The sequence below is a fragment of the Flavobacterium sp. AK-301 genome (genome assembly GCF_058310215.1).
This window is the reverse complement of the sequence record NZ_JBZEES010000017.1, coordinates 19,349-40,899: the sequence shown is the minus strand read 5'-3', so window position 1 is coordinate 40,899 and position 21,551 is coordinate 19,349. Positions and strand designations below refer to the sequence as shown.

Below are 21,551 nucleotides of genomic sequence, written 5' to 3'. Positions count from 1 at the left end.
GTATGTAGATAAATTTATTATAAAACTTGGTTTTTATAGAAATTAGTATATGCTTCTGCGAATTTATCTTTCTCCATGTAAGGCAAGAAAGGTTTTCCTGATGTTTCAATCATCTTTAAAAGAGAATCGGACAAATCTTCAGAAGCAATAATTATAGCATCTGAATGCTTTAATGATGCCTTCATTATATTTTCATAATTTGGTTCTTCCAGATCAGCGACTGCATCGGCAGGAATATGATCAAAAAGTACTTTTTTAATCATATTAATATCCAGTATCCCATCAAAGGACTGACTGTAAACAGAGGTAACTATTTTTGTGTCTGAAAACAATGCTTCATCTTTATAATAATGTTTCAGATAAATCGGCAACATTGCTGCTAACCAACCATGAACATGAATAATATCGGGAACCCAATTTAATTTTTTTACAGTTTCAACTACTCCTTTTGCAAAGAAAATAGCTCTTTCGTCATTATCAGGATACAAAACTCCTTCTTCATCTGTAAAGGTGGCTTTCCTTTTAAAATACTCATCATTATCAATAAAATAGACCTGAATTCTTTCTTTTGGTATGGAAGCAACTTTTATAATAAGTGGCATATCTAAATCATTCACAACCAAATTCATCCCGGATAACCTAATAACTTCGTGTAACTGATGTCTTCTTTCATTGATGTTTCCATATCTGGGCATGAAAATTCTTATTTGTCCTCCTTGATCATTTATCATCTTCGGCACATCATAAGACATTAAAGAAACCTCATTCTCAGCTAAATAGGGCACCACTTCAGATGATACATATAATATCCTCTTATCCTCCATATCGTATTTTAGTTTTACTTATTGTCAACAAAAAACACGCAAAATTACAAAATTTTATGCAGTTAATAACTAATATCTTAGTTTTGCAGTCAATTTTAATTAATAGCACATGCTCATTTTCAATAATCAAGCAGGTTTAAAAGAGCATTTAAAATCTGTATCTACCTCAAAATCAAGCATTGGATTTGTTCCAACAATGGGAGCATTGCACAAAGGGCATCTCTCACTAATCGCACAATCCACAGAGGAGAATACGATAACTGTAGTCAGTATCTTTGTAAATCCAACACAATTTAACAATTTAGAAGATTTAGAGAAATATCCCAGGACACTTGAAGCGGATATAGAAATCATAAAAACTCTGAATCCAAATGTTATTGTTTTTAATCCGAGCGTTGAAGACATTTATAATGGAAATACAAAATCAGACCTCTTCAACTTTGACGGACTGGAAGACCAGATGGAAGGAAAACATAGACCGGGACATTTTGACGGTGTCGGAACTATTGTTAAAAGACTTTTTGAAATTGTAAAACCGGACAAAGCTTATTTTGGCGAGAAAGATTTTCAGCAATTACAGATTATAAAAAGAATGACTGCTAAAGCAAATCTTCCTATTGTAATCATTGGTTGTCCGATCTTAAGGGAAAAAAGCGGACTGGCCATGAGTTCAAGAAATGAACGCCTGACAAAGGAAGCCAGAGAAGAGGCTGCTGTAATTTACAAAATACTATTGCAGGCAAAAGAGCGTTTTAGTACTGAATCTGTAAAGGAAACGGAAAATTGGGTAGAATCCGAATTCAAAAAACGCCCTCATTTTCATCTGGAGTATTTTGAGATCGTTAACGAATCTGATCTACTACCTTATACTGAGAAAAAGAACAAAGAAAAGGCACGTGCCTTTATTGCTGTTTTCTTGAACAATATTCGATTAATAGATAATATTTCATTAAATTAATTACATTTGTACCATGCAAATTGAAGTTGTAAAATCTAAGATTCACCGTGTTACGGTAACGGGAGCCGATCTAAACTACATCGGAAGCATCACTATTGACGAAGCTTTAATGGAAGCCTCAAACATCATTGAGGGGGAAAAAGTAAGTATTGTAAATATCAATAATGGTGAACGTCTTGAAACCTATGCGATCAAAGGAAACCGAAACAGCGGAGACATTACTCTGAATGGTCCTGCTGCAAGAAAAGTTCAGAAAGGTGACATCATCATCATTATTTCGTATGGACTTATGGAATTTGAAGAAGCAAAATCCTTCAAACCTGCTATTGTTTTTCCTAACGAAAAAAACAACTCTCTGACATAAAATAATCTTTTGAAAAAAAAAATATCAAAATGGTTATCAATTCTACTCCCACTTTTACTGGGAGTTTTTTTAATATTCTACAGTTATCAGAAATTCACTCCTGAACAAATCGAAGAAATAAAAAGTCAGTTCAGAAACGCAAATTACAATTATATTTACCTTTCTCTGGTTATTGGATTCATGAGTCATTTTTCACGTGCTTATCGTTGGAAATACACGCTTGAACACTTAGGCTATCAGTCCAAGATTTATAATAATTTTATGGCAGTCTGGATTGCTTATCTAATGAACATGACCATTCCCAGATCGGGTGAGTTTTTTCGTGCTTTAGTTCTGAACAAATACGAAAAAATCCCTTTAGACAAAGGATTTGGAACTATTGTTTCTGAAAGAATTGTAGATCTCCTATTTTTGTTATTATTTATTTCTACTGCATTATTATTACAATTCAATACTCTTAAAACTTTTTTACTGAAACAGATACCTGTTCAGAAACTAACTATCTTACTGATAATAACACTCTTCACCGGAATTGCTTTTATTCTGATATTCATGTACTCTAAATGGAAAATCATAATAGTAATAAAGCAGAAGATCACAGGGCTACTGGAAGGATTATTAAGTGTTTTTAAAATGAGGAAAAAATGGCCTTTTATTTTACATTCTCTGTTTATCTGGGCTTCTTATATACTGATGTTCTATGTTACTATTTTTGCTCTTCCGGAAACAAGCAATATTAGCTTTGGAGTAATCATAACTTCTTTTGTTGTAGGCAGCTTGGCAGTGTCTTTTACTAATGGAGGTTTTGGCGCCTACCCTTTTTTGATAGCGGAAATATTGTTCCTTTATAATGTTCCTGAAACCGCAGGAACCGCTTTTGGATGGATTGTATGGGCTTCCCAAATAATTATGGTTGTTGTTTTTGGCTCTTTGTCTTTTTTACTTCTTCCTGTTTTTAATAGAAATAAATAATTTCTTATCTTGCTCCTCTAAAATTTATTTCATTGGTTATTAAACTATAGCCAATCAAAAAATTAATGAATTACTAAATAAAAAGCCACATGAAATCCTTAGTTTTACTTTTCGCTTTTCTGTTTTCTTCTACTTTATTTGCTCAGAAAACAACAGAAGTTTTTTCTTCTAAAAAATTAAATGAAGACCGACAAATTACAATCGGACTCCCTAAATCATATAATTCTGATACAGACAAAAAATACCCTGTCCTTTTTTTATTAGATGGTGATTATCTTTTTGATCCTTTTTACGGAGTAACGAATTATGCCGGTTACTGGGATGATCTGCCGGAAGTAATTGTTGTAGGTATTTCTCAAAATAGAAATAACGAACGTAACGCAGATAGCTTTGTTAATGCTACTTCGGGTCTTCCGGATGATACCGGAGCCAGTTTCTATGATTTTATCGGAACAGAGCTATTGCCTTATCTGGATAAAAAATACAGAACTGCTCCTTTTAGAATTATTGCCGGACATGATACAACTGCAGGTTATCTAAACTTTTTTTTATACAAAGATCTGCCTTTATTTAATGCTTATATTGTAATGAGTCCTGATCTGGCTTTAAATATGAATGAAAGAATCCCTGCAAGACTTAACGCTGTTCAGCAACCTTTATTTTATTATCTGGCTACTGCTGATGGTGATGTCAAAAAACTTCAGGCAAGCACCAGACAACTGGATAAGAGCATAAAAGCAATTAACAACAAACCGACTTTAAGGTATCTCTTTACAGAATTTAAAGGAACTCATTATTCTTTAGTTTCACAGGCAATTCCTGATGCTTTATATTCTATTTTTGATTATTATCAGCCTATTACTATTACTGAATACCAGGAAAAAATTGCTGTTCTAAGTAATAATCATGTAGAATACCTGGAGAAAAAATATAATATCATAGAAAAAACACTGGGAATGAAAATCCCGATCCGAATTAATGATTTTAAAGCTATTGAAGCAGCGATAATAAAAAATAAAGCTTATCCGGAATTTGAAAAACTGGCTATACTGTCTAAAAAAAGTTATCCAAAATCAATGTTAAGTGATTATCATATGGCCCAGTTCTATGAAAACACAGGGAATCCAAGAAAAGCCATAAAAACGTATCTGAATGCTTTATCAAAAACTGAAATCGGCGATATTACAAAAGAAATGATGTATGACAGAGCTGAAGAGATAAGAAACAGAACCGATAAATAAAATGGCAAAAGTAAAAACATCTTTTTTCTGTCAAAATTGCGGTACTCAGTATTCCAGATGGCAAGGTCAGTGTAATGCCTGTAAAGAATGGAATACTATCGTGGAAGAAATCCTTCAGAAAGAAGATAAAAAAGACTGGAAAAGCGCTTCTTCACCGGATTCTAAAAGGGTATCAAAACCTTTGAGAGTCACGGAGATCGACAGCTCTGAAGAGGTACGGTTAAACACTACTGATAATGAATTAAACCGAGTTCTGGGAGGTGGTATTGTTCCCGGATCGCTTATTTTACTGGGAGGTGAACCGGGCATCGGAAAAAGTACACTGCTTTTGCAAATCTCATTAAAACTGCCTTACAAAACCTTATATGTTTCCGGAGAAGAAAGTCAGAAGCAGATTAAAATGCGTGCAGAACGTATCAATCCGACAAGCGACAACTGCTATATTCTGACGGAAACCAAGACACAGAATATCTTTAAACAAATTGAAGCAATTGAACCGGATGTAGTTATTATTGACTCTATCCAAACTTTACATACGGACTATATCGAATCTTCTGCAGGAAGTATTTCTCAGATAAAAGAGTGCACTGCTGAACTGATAAAATATGCAAAGGAAACCAATGTTCCTGTTATTTTAATAGGTCATATCACAAAAGATGGTACTATTGCGGGACCTAAAATACTGGAACACATGGTGGATACTGTACTTCAGTTTGAAGGAGACCGAAACCACATGTATCGTATCTTACGTTCTCTTAAAAATCGTTTTGGTTCTACGGCAGAACTGGGGATCTACGAAATGCAGGGAAATGGATTAAGGGAGGTATCGAATCCTTCGGAAATACTGATCTCTCATAAAGATGAACAGTTAAGCGGAACTGCTATTGCTACCACATTAGAAGGTATGCGCCCTTTAATGATTGAAATTCAGGCTCTGGTAAGTACTGCCGTATATGGAACACCTCAACGAAGCACTACCGGATATAATGCAAAAAGACTGAATATGATCCTGGCTGTTTTAGAGAAAAGAGCTGGTTTTCGTTTAGGAGCAAAAGATGTTTTCCTGAATGTTACAGGAGGAATCTCTATTGATGATCCGGCTATAGACTTAGCTGTTGTTGCTGCCATTTTATCTTCTAACGAGGATATTCCTGTGGGTAAAGACTTTTGTTTTGCCGGAGAAGTAGGCTTATCAGGAGAGATAAGACCAGTGAATCGTGTGGATCAACGAATTCAGGAGGCTGAAAAACTGGGATTCTCCACTATTTTTATTTCAAAGTACAATAAAATAGCAGTAAAAAACACTTCTATTGAAATCAAAATGGTAGCAAAGATTGAAGATGTGGTAGGAGAATTATTTGGATAATTTTACGTTCTCAGTATACGATTTTTAGTATATATCTCGTTTTTAATTTAATTACTCTTAATGTAATTAAACTCTTATAAATAATAACTCAATCTATATATATGAAAAATTTAAAACGAATACTATTAATCTTTTTTATTCTTATCACAATAAGTTTAATTTTTCTCTTTATCAAAAACCCTTATTTGATTAAAGTACTGCGTTATCAAAGTCCAGGAATGGAAACTTATAAAATATTTTCTCAAAACGTTGTTCAACCAAGTAGTACTCCGTTTCATTTTATCAGACCTGCTACACAAAGAAATGATCTTGATACTGTACAAGTCTATAATTCAAAGCACCAGCTTGTACCCTTTTCAGATTATCTGAAAAAAGTTAATGCTAAAGTATTTATGGTCATTCGTAATGACACCATTTTATATGAAAGATATACTGATGGTTATACAGACAGTACTTTAACACCTACTCTCTCTATTTCTAAAAGTATGCTATCTATTCTGACAGGAATTGCTTTAGAAGAAAGGAGTATTCAAAGTCTTGATGATAAAATAATAAAATATATCCCTGAATTAAAACAGAATCCTGCTTTTGACGACATTACTATTCGTAACCTGCTTATGATGCAATCCGGTTTAAGTTATAAAGAAATGGGACGAAGTTTTATATCTAATGTTTTTTCAGATGAAGGAAAATATTACTACACTGATGATGTTAAAAAAGAACTGCGACAACTTAAAAAAGACACTTTACCGGGTACAAAATGGAAATACAAAAGTATTGATCCGTTATTACTGGGCTGGGTACTGGAAGAAGCTACAGGAAAAAGCATTGCTACGTATTTTGAACAAAAAGTATGGCAACCTATTGGTAGCGAATATACCGCAAGCTGGGGATTAGACCACGAAAAAGGCTTAGCGAATACAGCAAGTAAATTCCAGACTTCGGCAATTGATCTTGCAAAAATAGGGCGTCTTTATTTAAATAAAGGAAACTACGATTCGATACAAATTGTTCCTGAAAAATGGGTGACAGCATCTACATCTATTGGTGATAAAAAACCTCTGAGCTCAAAATACTGGCAGGAATCAGCACATAATTATTTTTTCTGGATCCCTCAACAGGGAGAAAAAGGAGATTATTCTGCAGAAGGAATGGGGGCTCAGATACTATATATGGATCCAAAAACAAATACAATTATTGTTCAGTTTTCAGATAAAGGAAAACCAGATTATCCTTATCGAAAAATAAGTCGTTACCTGTCCGGGATCCCTTTTCAGTATCCTAAACAATAAAATACCCCTAATAACAATAAAAAAGAGTTGACGGATTCTATTCTGTTAACTCTTTTTAATCACAATCTACAGGCAATACATCTTAAATAGTATTCCGTAATTTTAGATACTATCTGAACCTATTCTCTTCTTCCTGCTACAATTAAATTCTGAAGATTCTCTTCTCTCTGTTCTAATTACTTAAATTTTGAATATCCGTATTGTAAAATTTACGAGGTTTCACCTTTTCTTTCAAAAGTACGTTTTTCTGATTAATACATTTGCACTATAATCTTGCATAAAAATTAAAATAAGGACTCTAAAAGTTATAAAATGAACGAAATAAGCTAATTTTATATAAACTAAAAAAACGTTACGTCATGAAACGAATATTTTTGTCTTTATTGTTCGTGTCGAGTATTTTCTATGCACAACAAAAACCGGTATTTACTGATGCAAAAGTAAAAGCTGCAACAGTATATTTTAACGCTGCAGAAATTACCCAGACCACTAATATTACTCTTCCTGCAGGAACACATGAAATTGTGGTAAAAAATGTAGCAAATGATCTAAGTGAAAGCTCTGTACAGATCGGCGCTCCTTCGTCTATAACGGTATTATCTGTACAATTTACAAACAGTTATATGTCTGAATATGAAACTGATGAGGGATTACCGGAAACTAAAAAGGTAAGAGACAGTATCTCTTTGGTTAAAAAAGAAATATTAAGAACTCAGAATTCTAAAAACTCAGAGAGCAAGACTATTGAATTACTGGATAAAAACCAACAGATAAGTGGTGTTAATTCCGGACTGAATATAGCGGAATTGAAGAAAATGGTGGAGTTCTACACAGCAAAACGAACTGAAATCAGCAACAACATTGATTTTCTTACTGAAAAGGAACAAAAACTGAATGAAACACTAAAAAGATTAAACAACAAACTGGAAATCAACACCAGTAAAGAGGAAAAATCTTCGTCCGGGAAACTGATTCTGCAGGTAATGAATAATACGACGGGAAATATTCCTCTGGAAATCTCTTACCTTACCAATACTGCGGGATGGACTCCTTTTTATGACCTGAAAACGGATAATATCAACGAACCGATCAGTATGATATATAAAGCGCAGATCATTCAGAATACGGGAATAGACTGGAAAAAAGTAAAACTAACGCTTTCCAGCGGTCAGCCAAATCAGAATAATCAGGCTCCATTACTGAATTCATGGTTTTTGAAATATGGATATAATAATTCAATATACGAAAACATAAGAAACGCACCGGTACACACACAAAACACATTGGGCTTAGGAAGAATACCTGCAGATACACCTATGAAAGAGCAGGTTACCGGGCTTAAGGATTCTAAATCAACATCAAATCAGCTGGTGGTAAATGAAAATCAGCTGAATATTTCTTTTGATATTGATATTGCTTATGATATTGCTTCAAATGGTAAAACACACAATGTAACGCTAACTGAAATAAAATTACCGGTATCTTATAAATATTATGCTGCTCCAAGAGTAGAAAAAGAAGCTTTCTTATTAGCAGAAATCAAAGATTATTCGAAATATAATTTATTGAAAGGAGAGGCTAATATTATTTTTGAAGGGATGTATATTGGTAAAACTTTTGTGGATCCAAATCAGACTTCTGATACTTTAAGTTTAAGCTTGGGAAGGGATAAAAAAGTAAGTATTAAGAGGGAAAAAATGGTAGATAAATCAGGGACAAAATTTCTTTCTTCTACAAAACAGCAAACTTTTACATATGAAATTACGGTTCGAAATAATAAAAATCAGGCTATTGAAATGGTTCTGAAAGATCAGTACCCTTTAAGTACGGATAAGGATATCATAATTGAATTACTACAAAGTGATAAGGCTAAAGTAAATCCGGAAACCGGAATTCTAATCTGGAATCTGAATCTGAAACCAAATGAGACGAAAAAAGTTCGTTTAAGTTATTCGGTCAAATATCCGAAGAACAGAATGATTGATAATTTATAAAGTGAGATATTTTTTTGGTTTAAAGTTAGCTGATCGGTAAACAAATTGAAAGTCTGAACGTCAGCCGAACAGCTAATACCATTTTTACTTTTCACAAAAAATATTTTACAAAAAAACACCTGATCCGTTGTAAACAGATCAGGTGTTTTTTATATCTCAATACTCAATACTAGTATCTCACTACTATTGTTTAAATATCATTTAGCAATTTAGAGATTTCATCTAATTTAGGAGTCAGAATAATTTCGATTCTTCTGTTCTTCGATTTACCTTCTGTTGTTTCATTAGTTGCAATTGGTGCATATTCACTACGTCCTGCAGCAGTCAGGTTTTGCGGGTCTACTTTTTTATTCTGAACTAAAATATCTACAATAGCAATTGCTCGTTTTGCAGATAAATCCCAGTTACTGTTCAATATACCGGTTCCTCTGTAAGCATCATTATCTGTATGTCCTTCTATCAATACTGATATATCCGGATTATCACCTAATACTTTTGCTACTGCAACTACTGCTTTTTTACCTTCTGTTCCCACTGCCCAGCTTCCTGAATCAAACAACAATTTATTTTCCATAGAAACGTATACTTTTCCGTTTTTTTGTTCTACAGTAAGTCCTTTTCCTTCAAAACTGTTCAATGCTTTAGATAATGTTTCTTTCAGGCGTTTCATGCTTGCTTCTTTAGCAGCAATCATTCCTTCCAGTTCATCTACTCTCTGAGAACGGGACTGCAACTCTGATTTTAATTTATCTAATCTTTCCTTTTCTGCAGCAAGGGCTTTTTCTTTTGCCTCGAGCTGTGCTAATAATTCTCTATTTTTATTTAAATTACTTTGTAATGCTTCACTACTGTTTTTTTCTAATGCTTTATACGAATCCTGAAGTGTTTTCAGACTGTTACTGGCAGCAGTATAATCACCTTGTAATTTTTCTCGCTCTTCTTTTAACTTATCTAACTGTGCTTTCAGATCTTTTAATTCCAACTCTGACTGATTTTTTGTTTGAGAAAGATCCTGATTTTCATCTGCTAATTTTCTATTCTCTATTTTAAGATCGGCATATTTATCTTCTAAATCTTTATAGATTTTCGACGAAACACATGAACTGGTAAGGATTAAGACAGATAATCCAAATAAGACTTTTTTTATCATTTTGTACATTTTTTATTTTATTCTATTTCAACTACTACCGGACAATGATCAGAATGTTTTGCTTCTGATAATATAACGGCTCTTTTCAATTTTTCTTTTAGTGGTTCACTAACTAAATTATAATCAATCCTCCATCCTTTATTATTGTTTCTGGCATTTGCTCTATAACTCCACCAACTGTATTGATGCGCTTCTTTATTAAAATAACGAAATGAATCTATAAATCCATGCTTCATGAACCCGTCAATCCACTTTCTTTCTTCAGGCAGGAAACCGGAAACTTTTGCATTTCTGACTGGATCATGGATATCAATTGCTTCGTGGCAAATATTATAATCTCCGGAAATCACAAGATTAGGAATTTCAATCTTTAAGGCATTAATATACTCTTGAAATTGATCCATATAAGAAAACTTGTAATCCAGCCTATCAATATTAGTTCCTGATGGCAAATATAAACTCATTACGGAAAGTTCATCAAAATCTACCCTCAGATTACGTCCTTCTTTATCCATACTTTCTATACCAGTACCAAACACAACATTATTTGGTTTTATTTTGGATAATATTGCAACACCACTATATCCTTTTTTTTCTGCTGAAAACCAGTATTGATAAGGATAGCCTGCCATTTCAATATCCAAAACAGGAATCTGATCTTCGGTAGCTTTAATCTCCTGCAAACAGATCACATCGGGATCTGCTTGTTGTAACCATTCTATAAATCCTTTTGAAATCGCGGCTCGTATACCGTTTACATTATAAGAAATAATCTTCATCCGCTATTAGTCTTTTATTATTTCCAAAAATAAGTAAAAAGACATAAAATATAAAATTTGACGTACTATAGTTACAAATAAACTTCAAAATATTATCTAAAAAGATAACTTCTAATTTAAAACCCTTTGCTGTTAACCTTTTTTTTAGATTAAAATCTTAAACACACACACTGTTTCGCAAGTTTTGCTATCTTTGTTGCTCGCTCAAAAATGATGATAAATGGGGTTAGTTACCGCGAAAGAGGTTGCAAAAGCAATACATACTGACAAATACGGGATCATGGGAACTTTTTCCGGATGGTTACTCATGAAGATCCTTAAAGTTTCTACACTAAACAAGATATATGACCGAAATAAACATCTTTCAGATGTAGAATTTCTTAATGCTATATTAGATGAATTTCAAATCAAGTTTGAAATTCCTGAAGAAGATTTAAAAAGACTACCTAAAGACGGAGCCTATATTACTATTTCCAACCATCCACTTGGAGGAATAGATGGTATTCTGTTATTAAAGTTAATGCTGGAAAGAGAGCCTGATTTTAAGATTATTGCTAACTTTCTATTACACAGAATAGAGCCTTTAAAACCATATATAATGCCGGTTAATCCTTTTGAAACACACAAGGATGCAAAATCAAGTATTATCGGAATTAAAGAGACATTGCGCCATTTAAGTGATAATAAACCTTTAGGGATCTTTCCGGCCGGTGAAGTTTCAACTTATAAAGATGGTAAACTTGTAGTGGATAAACCATGGGAAGAAGGGGCTATTAAACTAATTCGAAAAGCAAACGTGCCTGTAGTTCCAATCTATTTTCATGCGAAAAACAGTAAATTATTCTATTTTCTGTCAAAAATGAATGACACATTACGTACAGCAAAACTACCTTCCGAATTACTTACTCAGAAAAAAAGGATAATTAAAGTTCGTATTGGCAAACCTATATCAGTTAGTGAACAAAATGAACATGAAACTTTAGATACTTATTCAGAGTTTTTAAGAAGAAAAACCTATATGCTGGCAAATCCATTCGAAAAAGAACAGAAAAAACTGATTACTACACCTAGTTTAAAAATCCCAAAAAGTCCGAAAAAGATTGTTACAGGTGCTAATCTTGAAACAATGCTCAAAGAAGTAGACTCTCTGAGAAAAAAAGACCTAAGATTACTGCAAAGTAAAAACTATGAGGTCTTCTTAGCTAAAGCGAGTGAAATACCTAACATTCTACATGAACTGGGAAGATTACGCGAGATCACTTTTCGAGAAGTAGGAGAAGGAACTAATGAATCTATTGATCTAGACCAGTATGATAAATATTATCATCATATGTTCTTATGGGACGATGAAGCAAAATGTATTGCAGGCGCTTACAGAATGGGTATGGGATCTCATATCTATCCTAAATATGGCATTGAAGGATTTTATCTACATGATCTTTTTGGTTTTGAACCGGAATTATATGAGATGATGAACAAATCAATAGAAATGGGAAGAGCTTTTGTCATCAAAGATTATCAGCAAAAACCTATGCCGCTTTTCCTTTTGTGGAAAGGGGTAGTTCACACTACCTTACGCTTTCCGGAACATAAATTCCTAATCGGAGGGGTAAGCATCAGCAACCAGTTCTCTGATTTCTCAAAATCATTGATGATTGAGTTTATGAAATCACATTACTATGATCCTTATGTAGCACAATATATTCATCCAAAAAAAGAATTCAAAGTAAAACTAAAAGATGCTGATAAAGATTTTGTTTTTAATGAAGCAGAAGCTGATCTGAACAAATTCGACAAGATCATTGATGAAGTAGAACCGGGAAACCTTCGTTTACCGGTACTGATTAAAAAATACATTAAACAGAATGCAAAAGTGATCGCCTTTAACGTTGATCCGCTCTTTAATAATGCTGTTGATGGATTAATGTATATCCGTATTGCAGATATTCCAGAAAGCACTGTAAAACCGGTTATGGAAGAATTTCAGGCAGAACTGGAAAAAAAACTAAATGAAAAAGAAGAACAATAATAAAAAACCCGACTTGTAGTCGGGTTTTTTATTTTACAGAACAACTCCTCTAATCTCAGAAAACAAACTTACTTATCCTTAGAACCTCTTATTTTCTATTTTAGAAAGATAAAATAAATATTTTTATACTGATTATCAAAGAATTAACACTAAAAAACAATACATCACTATACACCAATTCCTTTTTAACTTTTACACTCTTGCAAAGATTACTTATTTTCATTTCCTTTGCCCAACTCCCTATTAAAAACACCATTTACGATTAATCCCAAACTAATTATTAAAATGGCTGATTATCAGATACCGTTTTGTGTTTTTAGAAGTTTCTTTCTTTATTCAGAATAGTTGCCTACTACAAAATCACAAATTTATATCTGGTTATCCATATCAATTAATCTAAAATCAAAGCACAAAAATGTGGAGATCAGAAACCACAATAAAAAACGAAATAAATTGTACAGATTTAAAAAATTGAAAAATGAATTATTATTTTGATGTGTTGAAAAAATACACTGATTTTAATGGCAGAGCAAGAAGAAAAGAATACTGGATGTTCTTCCTTTTTAACACGATTGCCAGTTTTATTTTGGGGTTTATAGGAGGGTTTATAAAATTTGAACTCATAGGTACTATTTACAGCCTTGCTGTATTACTTCCCTCTATCGCAGTTGCAATAAGAAGAATGCACGATGTTGGAAAAAGCGGATGGTACTGCCTTATTCCTTTGTACAACCTTATTCTGGCTTGTCAGGAAGGAGATCACGGTTCAAATGAATATGGTGATGACCCTAAGAATTCAGGGAACGAAATAGATGAAATTGGTACTCCTCAAGAATAAGTAATAAAAAAACCGGCTGACAGCCGGTTTTTTGTATTTTTAGGTTTCTAGAACCAACCTCTTTTACCTACCTGATATGTATTGTAAAAATCTTCATCTGTTTTTGTAAGATAGATTATTCCTTCAATAAAAGGAATAATACCTGCAATTCCACAAGTTACAAACGTGATTACAATCTGGATAATACCTTCTTTAGTATATCCTAAAATAAATTTATGAACCCCTAAAGACCCAATAAGAATCGCTAATAAACCAGCTAGTATTTTTTTGTTTTCTTTACTGTTTACTGTACTTGTTACACCTTGAGAAAACTCCTTTGAAGTTTCGTTAATCTCTTTTTCTAAATTTGAGTCTGACATATCTTATTTTTTTTTATGTTAAAAAACACCCAAAAGTAATACTTTTATTGGAATAATTTAGTAGTCGATTTTCAAAATTCTATATTATTCATTTTGTATTAATGTTTTACACAAAAAAACGACTAAAAACCACCAATAAAAACATTGATATAAATCCTTTTTAAGAAAAAATAATACTTTTTATTCTTATTTTTAGAATTAAAAAAGAAATACAAAAAAACACTTATTTTCTATAAAACAAACCTCTAAAGGCTCAAAAAACAATTCTTATCTGTAAATAGCTACTATTTTATCCACAATGACTTGTGCTAATTTCTCATGACTCTCAAAAGTCCAACCTGCAATATGTGGGGTCAGCAATACATTTTGTGCCTGAATCAAATATTCAAATGCTTCCGGCATCTTCCCTTCAGTAAACAAAGTTTCAAAAGAGAGCTTTTCATATTCCAGAACGTCTAATCCTGCTCCCAGTACTCTCCCTGATTGCAATGCCTTTACCAAATCTGCTGTAACAACACTGTTTCCACGAGCTGTATTAATCAACCAGAACGGTTTTTTAAAACTATCGATAAAGGTTGTAGTAATCATCTTATCTGTTTCCGGTGTCCATGGCGTATGCAAACTCAACACATCTACTTTTTGCTGTAATTCTTCCAGAGAAACCTGTTTCGCATTGTCATCTCCCACTTTATCCAGAATATCATAACACAATACAACAACATCGAAACCTCTTAGCTTTTTTGCAAAAGATTTCCCCATATTTCCATATCCAATAATCCCTACTGTTTTACCATCCAGTTCATGTCCACGATTTCCTTCTCTAATCCACTTTCCCTGACGAATTTCCCTATCTGCTTTATTCAGATTATTAAAAAGAGATAACAGCATTCCCAAAGCCTGCTCTCCTACCGCATTGCGATTTCCTTCGGGAGCAGCAATAAGATGAACACCTTTACTAATAGCATAATCACAGTCGATACTTTCCAGTCCGGCTCCTACACGGGCTATAAACTGCAAATTAACGGCTTTATCCAGAAAGGTCTTATCAATTTTAAAACGACTGCGAATAACAATCCCATGATATTCATGGATATTTTCTTCAATCTCTGCTTTTGAAGATCTGAAATCTTCATGATTACTAAAACCCAATGCTTGTAACTGTTCCCAAAGTAACGGATGGTTACTGTCTATATGAAGAATTTTAATGTTTTTATGTTCCAAAATATGATTTATTTAGCGTTTCAAAGATATGAAATTGTATTTATTACTTAGAGAAAAGAAGAAAGAGCCAAGAAGAAAGATGTTAAAGTATACAGTCGCAGTGTTCAGTAATCAAAACAAAACTGTTGAAAGTCAAAAGTCCAATATCTTAATATGAAATCAGTTTCCAGTATTCAAACGGCTTTGCGTCTTTGCGAGAAAAAAACCTTTGCGTACATTGCGGTTAAATCAGTAACCATTTTCAAATCCCCATTCAAATTCCTACATTTGAAGATTATAAAAAATGGAAATGACCAAAACGACAGATAATTTAGAAAAAATACTATTTCGATACTATAGCGATGTACTTGATGAAACTACTGTAGAAACTTTATGGGCAAAAATCATCGATACTGAAAAAGGCATCTACAAACTAGATTCTATTCCTTTTTATGGTCCACTGATTGCAACGGGAGATATCTTTTTTGCCGAATATGATCTGAACGAAGACCATATTACTTTCAGAGAGGTACTGGACTCTTCAGAAAATTCAATTGTACAAGTCGTAATTCTTAAAGAGAATATTGATACGGAGCATATCCAAACGGTTTTTAAGGAACTAAACTGTATATCTGAACTGGCAAACGATGCTTTTTTTGCAATGGAAATACTAAAGGAAACAGATTATAAGATTATAAAGGAACAGCTGGACAAATATACCGATCAGGAGATTCTGGATTATGCAGAGCCTTGTTTATCAGCAAAACATTTGGATGATATTGAAGAAATATAAAAAAGCCAGATTTACTTCAAAAGTAAATTCGGCTTTATACAGCAGAATTAAATAATTATATTAAAAAATGGAAATATAAATTAAAAATCTATCCTTTAATATTCTGCAATGAGGTTTTAATTCCTTTTATAAGAGAAGAACTGAAACCTCTATGTTCCATTTCATTCAATCCGGCAATAGTACAGCCTTTAGGAGTTGTAACCCTATCAATCAGCTGTTCCGGATGTACTTTTTCCTGCAACGCCATTTCTGCCGCTCCTTTTACCGTTTGTGAAGCAATTGCCAGCGCCGTCTGTGCATCAAAACCAATCTCTATTCCGGCTTGCATTGCTGCTCGTATATAACGCAACGCATAAGCGGTCCCACAGGCACCCAGAACGGTTGCTGCATCCATCATATTTTCAGCAATTTCAACTACAGAACCTAATATCGCTAATACAGACAAGAAGGGTTCTGTCACTTTTTTATCTTCTTCACGAACGGTTACACAGGTTGCAGAAGCACCAAACTGGATGGCAATATTCGGCATGATACGGATCGCAACAGTAGTTTTATCCAGTTGCTTCTGAAGAGCCTCCATGGAAAGCCCGCTAACTGCTGAAGCAACAATTTTATTTTTTAAATGGGGTTGTAATTCGGAAAGAATAGTCGTAACCTGATACGGTTTAACAGTCAGAATAACCACATCAGCATCTTTAACTGCCTCTATGTTATCAGAACATAAGATTACTCCGTTCAATTCTAAAAAACGTATGGATTCTAAATTTCGTCTTGTAACAACAAGTGTATTCCCTTTTGTAAACTTAGAGATTCCCAGAGCAATAGAAGACCCCAGATTACCTCCGCCAATAATAACAATTTTCATATCATGTGCTTTATTAATTAAAAAAATCAGAATAATTCAAATCTACAAAATTCTTATTCATAATATCTTTAGTCTTTTATATATCCATTAATAATTAAATCATTTCTATCATTTATCAATATTCTTTCTCCTTCTTTTATCAAAAACATACGATCTGCCATCTCTAAAACATCGGAATAATAATGATCTGTTAAAATAACACCTTTTTCTTTTTTTATAGAGTTTAATAATTCTTTTATAAGCTCTACATATAAAGGTTCCACCATTGAAAAAGGCTCATCAAGCATTAAGAATTCATGGTTTAAATTACTGATTAATACTATTTCAAAATAACGTAATTCACCTAACGATAAGTTTCGAATTTGTTTATCCTGTAATTTATTTATTCCCGGAGCATAAAATATTTTATCTTGTTTTTCTCCATTTTCAAAAGACATTCTTATTATCTCAGAAACTTTAAGGGTTTTAGGCAAAAATGTGTTTTGAGGCAAATAGGCAATTTTTTTACTGGAAATAATATCTTTCGGGGAAATTATTGTGTTATTAATCACTATTTCAATATTATCTGCTTTTATTGTTCCATATATGAGTTGTAATAATGTAGATTTTCCACTTCCATTTCTACCAAATAAAACTAAAATTTCATTTGTTTTCAATTCTAAAGAAATAGCATTAAGAATACATTTTTTTTTATAATATTTAGTTGCTTTTTTTATTTCTAATGTATTCATAATTCTGATTATTTGATTAGTAAAAAAACAGTAACACCTATGATAATATTAATAAACACAACCTTAGATAGTAAGTTTCTCTTTGAATAACCTAAATTATAATAAAAAAAATATTCGTTTTTGTAAAAAAAATTATAACTCAAAAAACCTACAAGTGTACCCATTGTACAAAAAATAATTGGAATATATTTTATATTCCAAAATACAATACCCATTAGAACAGAATAGATTAAATTGAACAAATTTAGATCTAAATAATATTTAATTAAATTTTTCATATTGTCTTTTGGACTATTTATATTTCTGCAAAATAAATAAAATATCTTTATCACTTTTATCACTAAATCCCTCAGGATGATAGCTTTTAGACTCCCTAGACAACATTAACCTTATGGTGTTCTTATCAATAAACTCAAACAAACCTCGCATCATTACTAAGACTCCATCTTTATACAACGTCATATCAAGCCAAGCAGGCGTTTTAGTTCTATCAATACTTAAATTAAATGGAGGTGAAGATAGATTATCACTATACATTATAGCTGTGTTATCAGAATTAAAATCAAATCCACTTATATGATTTTTTTCTCCAATATTTTCCCATTTACCTATAATATTTTGATCTTGAGAATACATTGTTGATGTTAAAAAAAGAATTAAAAGGATAATTATTTTATTTTTCATGGTAGTTTATATTTAATAAGGTAGGCAAATAATTTCACCTACCTTAAATTTAAAAATAATTATAATTATCGGCAGTGCCCTCCAAATAACCAACAAACAAAACCAGCCCAATCACTCTCAGGTAATGATACTTTACTAGTTTCAATTTTTATTTTCTATACAGTTAATACACTTTCTGTTTTTTTAACTATAGAGTTTACAGCAAAAGAATTTGCTGAAATCATTATAGTAGCCAATATTCCGAAAAATGTTTTTTTCAATTTATTTATTATTTACATCACCTACCTTCAGTTTTAAAGTCGCTGTTTCGGTATTAACTCCGACTATTTTACATATTTCTTTTTTCAAAAACATCCTTGCAAGGTTACTTTAAAAATATTAGCTACTATTTTCTCCGTAATGTTTTAAAAAGAGTTTTGCTAAAACATTAAAAAAACAAGCAAACTAAAGTGTTTTTTGATAAAAAATTTATCAAAAATCGTTAAAAAACACAAATTAAACAAAAAAAATCAGCAAAACTGAGATTTCACAATCATTAATACATTATTATAATTTTTAATAATAACTTCTAAAAAACCTCTGTAAATAAAAACATATCATATAAAAATTGTATATTCTACCCATTACTATTTAATATAAACAACCTTCTATTCTACAACTAAAACAGAATATAATTTTATAGAAACACAATTAAAAGAAGGAAGATATCATGGAGCTATTTATGATATAAATCTATTTATATTATTTCCTAAAATATTATATATAAGTATCAGGTCTTTTTTAATAAAAAAAGAGAGACGGAAGTAAGTCATTTATTTACTCAAAATAAATGACTTTAAAATTTAAACCATTGATCAGACTTTAACTAATTTTCAGTTTCAACAAATTATATCAGATAATAACTGTTTTACCTTTTTAAAAGCCCAGAATCAGTTTTGCTATAGAAAAATAAATTAATATTCCACAAATATCATTACTTGTTGTAATAAAAGGTCCTGTAGCCAGTGCAGGATCTATTCCGATCTTATTTAACATCATCGGGATAAAAGTTCCTATTAAAGAGGCAATCACAATTACAGACACTAATGCTATTGTAACAATAAAGCCTATAACTGCCTCTACATTTAATAAAAAATGACTCCCTATCAGTAAAATAACTGCTAGAATAACTCCATTTAATAAACTTAAACAAATTTCTTTAATAAGGCGCTTTATCAGAGAACCTTTTAAAGTATTATTTGCTAAACCCTGTACTACAATTGCGGAAGACTGTACGCCTACATTCCCCGCCATAGCAGCAATCAACGGTGTAAAGAAGAATAAGGCCCCGTGCACCTCCATCGCGCCTTCAAACAAGCCAAGCACCCTTACGGTAACAAAACCTCCCAACAGCGCTAAAACCAACCAAGGCAGCCTTGCACGTGTTAACTCAAAGATACTGTCATCTGCCTCAACATCCTGAGAGATACCCGCAGCCAACTGATAATCTTTATCTGCTTCATCTTTAATAACATCAACGATATCATCAATGGTAATTCTTCCCACTAATCTGCCCAGTTCATCTACTACCGGAATGGCTTCCAAGTCATATTTCTGCATAATACGCGCTACCTCAACATCGGGTGTGGTTACTTTTACATAATCTACTTTTCGGATATAAACATCGCTAATTGGGGTTCTGGTCGAAGAGGTAAGCAAATCTTTCAGGGATAAACGCCCTTTTAACCGATTCTCATCGTCTACTACGTAAATGGAGTGTACTCTGGAAACATTCTCTGCCTGCGCTCTCATTTCTTTAACGCAGGTTAGTACCGTCCAGTTCTCATTGACTTTCACTAACTCTTTTCCCATTAATCCCCCTGCGGAATCTTCATCATAACGCAACAGATCAACGATATCCTTAGCATGCTCTACATCAAGAATCTCAGAGATTACCTCCTGTTTCAAATCCTGAGAAAGTTCAGCAATAATATCCGCCGCATCATCCGTATTCAGCTCGTCAAGCTCTTCTGCAATCTCTTTTGGAGAAAGTCGGCTTAATATATTCTCCCTTAAATCTTCTTCTAGATCCAGAAGGATCTCAGAGGTTTTCTCACTATCAAGCACCTTGAAGATATAGGTTGCTTCTTCAAAATCCAGTTCGTTTAAAATCTCTGCAATATCAGCATGGTGCATGTCCTTAAGTAAGACTTCAAGCTCCTTGTCATTCTTACTTACGATCAATTGTTCTAACTGAACAATCATGTCTTTACTGATTTTAAACTCCATTACTTTCTATTTTTTGAGTAAGTTCTATAAATTGTTCCACATTAAGTTGCTCGGGTCTGAGATCAAAAATTTTCTCTTCTCTCAGTTCATCAGGTAGATTCAATGATTTCAAACTATTACGTAATGTTTTTCTTCTCTGATTAAAGGCTGTTTTTACAACAGTAAAAAGCAGTTTTTCATTACAAGGTAAATGATAGTTTTCTTTTCTAATCAGACGCAATACACCGGATTTTACTTTGGGTGGCGGTGTAAAAACATGTTCGTCTACTGTAAAAAGATATTCGGCATCATAAAATGCCTGTACTAAAACGGATAAAATCCCATAGGCTTTTGTTCCTTTCTTTTCACAGATGCGCTCTGCTACTTCTTTCTGGAACATTCCGGAAAACTCGGGAATTTGTGCTCTGTACTCTAATGCTTTGAACACAATTTGTGTAGATATATTATATGGAAAATTTCCAATTATAGCAAATTGTTCGTCTCCAAAAACACCTTTGATATTATATCTTAAAAAATCTTCGGAGATAATCCGATCAGATAATTTCAAATAATTGGTCTGTAAATAGGTAACTGACTCCTGATCTATTTCGATAACATAGGTAGTAACCGGTTTTTCCAGCAGATATTTTGTCAGAACGCCCATTCCGGGACCTATTTCTAGAACTTTATCGTACCCGTTAAGCGTAAGAGTATCAGCAATACCTTTTGCTACATTCTCATCATTTAAAAAGTGTTGTCCAAGATGTTTCTTGGCACGAACCTGTCCATCTTCAACAAATGGTTTTTTATTTCCTTTACTCATGGGTATATTTTGCTATTTGCAGATTACAGACTTATTTATTAA

20 protein-coding genes are annotated in these 21,551 nt (G+C 32.7%); 10 read left to right on the top strand and 10 right to left on the bottom strand.

The features are described 5' to 3' along the window. Nucleotides 1–17 precede the first annotated feature (17 nt). Nucleotides 18–824, bottom strand: coding sequence for a glycogen/starch synthase (locus AC4FQX_RS14675; RefSeq protein WP_491168472.1), 807 nt, complete (start codon nt 822–824; stop codon nt 18–20). Nucleotides 825–933: 109 nt separating this feature from the next. Here AC4FQX_RS14675 and panC point away from each other — a divergent pair, with 109 nt between their 5' ends. The 7 genes from panC (at nt 934) to AC4FQX_RS14640 (ending at nt 9,011) form a co-directional block, all read left to right on the top strand. Beyond that, the gene (gene panC / locus AC4FQX_RS14670; RefSeq protein WP_491168471.1) at nt 934–1,782 is read left to right on the top strand and encodes a pantoate--beta-alanine ligase; all 849 of its coding nucleotides are present in this window, start codon (nt 934–936) and stop codon (nt 1,780–1,782) included. A 13-nt stretch (nt 1,783–1,795) separates the two neighbouring features. Continuing rightward, nucleotides 1,796–2,146, top strand: a complete 351-nt coding sequence (gene panD / locus AC4FQX_RS14665) for an aspartate 1-decarboxylase (RefSeq protein ID WP_491168470.1) — start codon at nt 1,796–1,798, stop codon at nt 2,144–2,146. 9 nt (nt 2,147–2,155) lie between these two features. After that, a complete protein-coding gene (locus AC4FQX_RS14660; RefSeq protein ID WP_491168469.1) occupies nt 2,156–3,118 on the top strand; it encodes a lysylphosphatidylglycerol synthase transmembrane domain-containing protein in 963 nt (320 codons plus the stop codon). Nucleotides 3,119–3,207: 89 nt separating this feature from the next. Further along, complete coding sequence (locus AC4FQX_RS14655; protein ID WP_491168468.1) at nt 3,208–4,359, top strand: alpha/beta hydrolase; 1,152 nt, start codon at nt 3,208–3,210, stop codon at nt 4,357–4,359. A 1-nt stretch (nt 4,360) separates the two neighbouring features. Continuing rightward, nucleotides 4,361–5,725, top strand: a complete 1,365-nt coding sequence (gene radA, locus AC4FQX_RS14650) for a DNA repair protein RadA (protein ID WP_491168467.1) — start codon at nt 4,361–4,363, stop codon at nt 5,723–5,725. Nucleotides 5,726–5,910: 185 nt separating this feature from the next. Continuing rightward, the gene (locus AC4FQX_RS14645; protein WP_491168466.1) at nt 5,911–7,017 is read left to right on the top strand and encodes a serine hydrolase domain-containing protein; all 1,107 of its coding nucleotides are present in this window, start codon (nt 5,911–5,913) and stop codon (nt 7,015–7,017) included. Between the two features lie 359 nt (nt 7,018–7,376). After that, nucleotides 7,377–9,011, top strand: coding sequence for a DUF4139 domain-containing protein (locus AC4FQX_RS14640; protein ID WP_491168465.1), 1,635 nt, complete (start codon nt 7,377–7,379; stop codon nt 9,009–9,011). 190 nt (nt 9,012–9,201) lie between these two features. On the opposite strand, the gene AC4FQX_RS14635 is transcribed toward AC4FQX_RS14640, so the two are convergent. Next, on the bottom strand, nt 9,202–10,161 hold the full coding sequence (locus tag AC4FQX_RS14635; protein ID WP_491168464.1) for an OmpA family protein: 960 nt from the start codon (nt 10,159–10,161) through the stop codon (nt 9,202–9,204). Nucleotides 10,162–10,178: 17 nt separating this feature from the next. After that, complete coding sequence (locus tag AC4FQX_RS14630; protein WP_491168463.1) at nt 10,179–10,940, bottom strand: exodeoxyribonuclease III; 762 nt, start codon at nt 10,938–10,940, stop codon at nt 10,179–10,181. Nucleotides 10,941–11,160: 220 nt separating this feature from the next. On the opposite strand from AC4FQX_RS14630, the gene AC4FQX_RS14625 reads away from it, so the two are divergent. Beyond that, nucleotides 11,161–12,969, top strand: coding sequence for a GNAT family N-acyltransferase (locus AC4FQX_RS14625; protein WP_491168462.1), 1,809 nt, complete (start codon nt 11,161–11,163; stop codon nt 12,967–12,969). Between the two features lie 478 nt (nt 12,970–13,447). Then, nucleotides 13,448–13,807 (top strand): DUF805 domain-containing protein, encoded by a 360-nt coding sequence (locus AC4FQX_RS14620; protein WP_491168461.1) that lies wholly within the window; start codon nt 13,448–13,450, stop codon nt 13,805–13,807. 47 nt (nt 13,808–13,854) lie between these two features. Here AC4FQX_RS14620 and AC4FQX_RS14615 read toward each other — a convergent pair whose 3' ends face one another. After that, a complete protein-coding gene (locus tag AC4FQX_RS14615) occupies nt 13,855–14,166 on the bottom strand; it encodes a TM2 domain-containing protein (protein WP_491168460.1) in 312 nt (103 codons plus the stop codon). A gap of 267 nt (nt 14,167–14,433) precedes the next feature. Next, a complete protein-coding gene (locus tag AC4FQX_RS14610) occupies nt 14,434–15,387 on the bottom strand; it encodes a 2-hydroxyacid dehydrogenase (RefSeq protein ID WP_491168459.1) in 954 nt (317 codons plus the stop codon). 283 nt (nt 15,388–15,670) lie between these two features. Between AC4FQX_RS14610 and AC4FQX_RS14605 the strand changes: the two genes are divergently transcribed. Then, on the top strand, nt 15,671–16,159 hold the full coding sequence (locus tag AC4FQX_RS14605; RefSeq protein ID WP_491168458.1) for a DUF4265 domain-containing protein: 489 nt from the start codon (nt 15,671–15,673) through the stop codon (nt 16,157–16,159). An 88-nt stretch (nt 16,160–16,247) separates the two neighbouring features. Here AC4FQX_RS14605 and proC read toward each other — a convergent pair whose 3' ends face one another. The 5 genes from proC to rsmA all read right to left on the bottom strand — a co-directional run bounded on the left by proC (nt 16,248) and on the right by rsmA (nt 21,509). Then, on the bottom strand, nt 16,248–17,024 hold the full coding sequence (gene proC, locus AC4FQX_RS14600; RefSeq protein WP_491168457.1) for a pyrroline-5-carboxylate reductase: 777 nt from the start codon (nt 17,022–17,024) through the stop codon (nt 16,248–16,250). A 68-nt stretch (nt 17,025–17,092) separates the two neighbouring features. Next, a complete protein-coding gene (locus AC4FQX_RS14595; RefSeq protein WP_491168456.1) occupies nt 17,093–17,755 on the bottom strand; it encodes an ATP-binding cassette domain-containing protein in 663 nt (220 codons plus the stop codon). Between the two features lie 291 nt (nt 17,756–18,046). Next, the gene (locus AC4FQX_RS14590) at nt 18,047–18,439 is read right to left on the bottom strand and encodes a hypothetical protein (protein WP_491168455.1); all 393 of its coding nucleotides are present in this window, start codon (nt 18,437–18,439) and stop codon (nt 18,047–18,049) included. Between the two features lie 915 nt (nt 18,440–19,354). Further along, nucleotides 19,355–20,707, bottom strand: coding sequence for a magnesium transporter (gene mgtE, locus AC4FQX_RS14585; RefSeq protein ID WP_491168454.1), 1,353 nt, complete (start codon nt 20,705–20,707; stop codon nt 19,355–19,357). Then, nucleotides 20,697–21,509: a 16S rRNA (adenine(1518)-N(6)/adenine(1519)-N(6))-dimethyltransferase RsmA gene (gene rsmA / locus AC4FQX_RS14580; RefSeq protein WP_491168453.1), complete on the bottom strand. Its 813-nt coding sequence runs from the start codon at nt 21,507–21,509 to the stop codon at nt 20,697–20,699. Before rsmA ends, mgtE begins: the two co-directional genes overlap by 11 nt. Nucleotides 21,510–21,551: the final 42 nt, after the last annotated feature.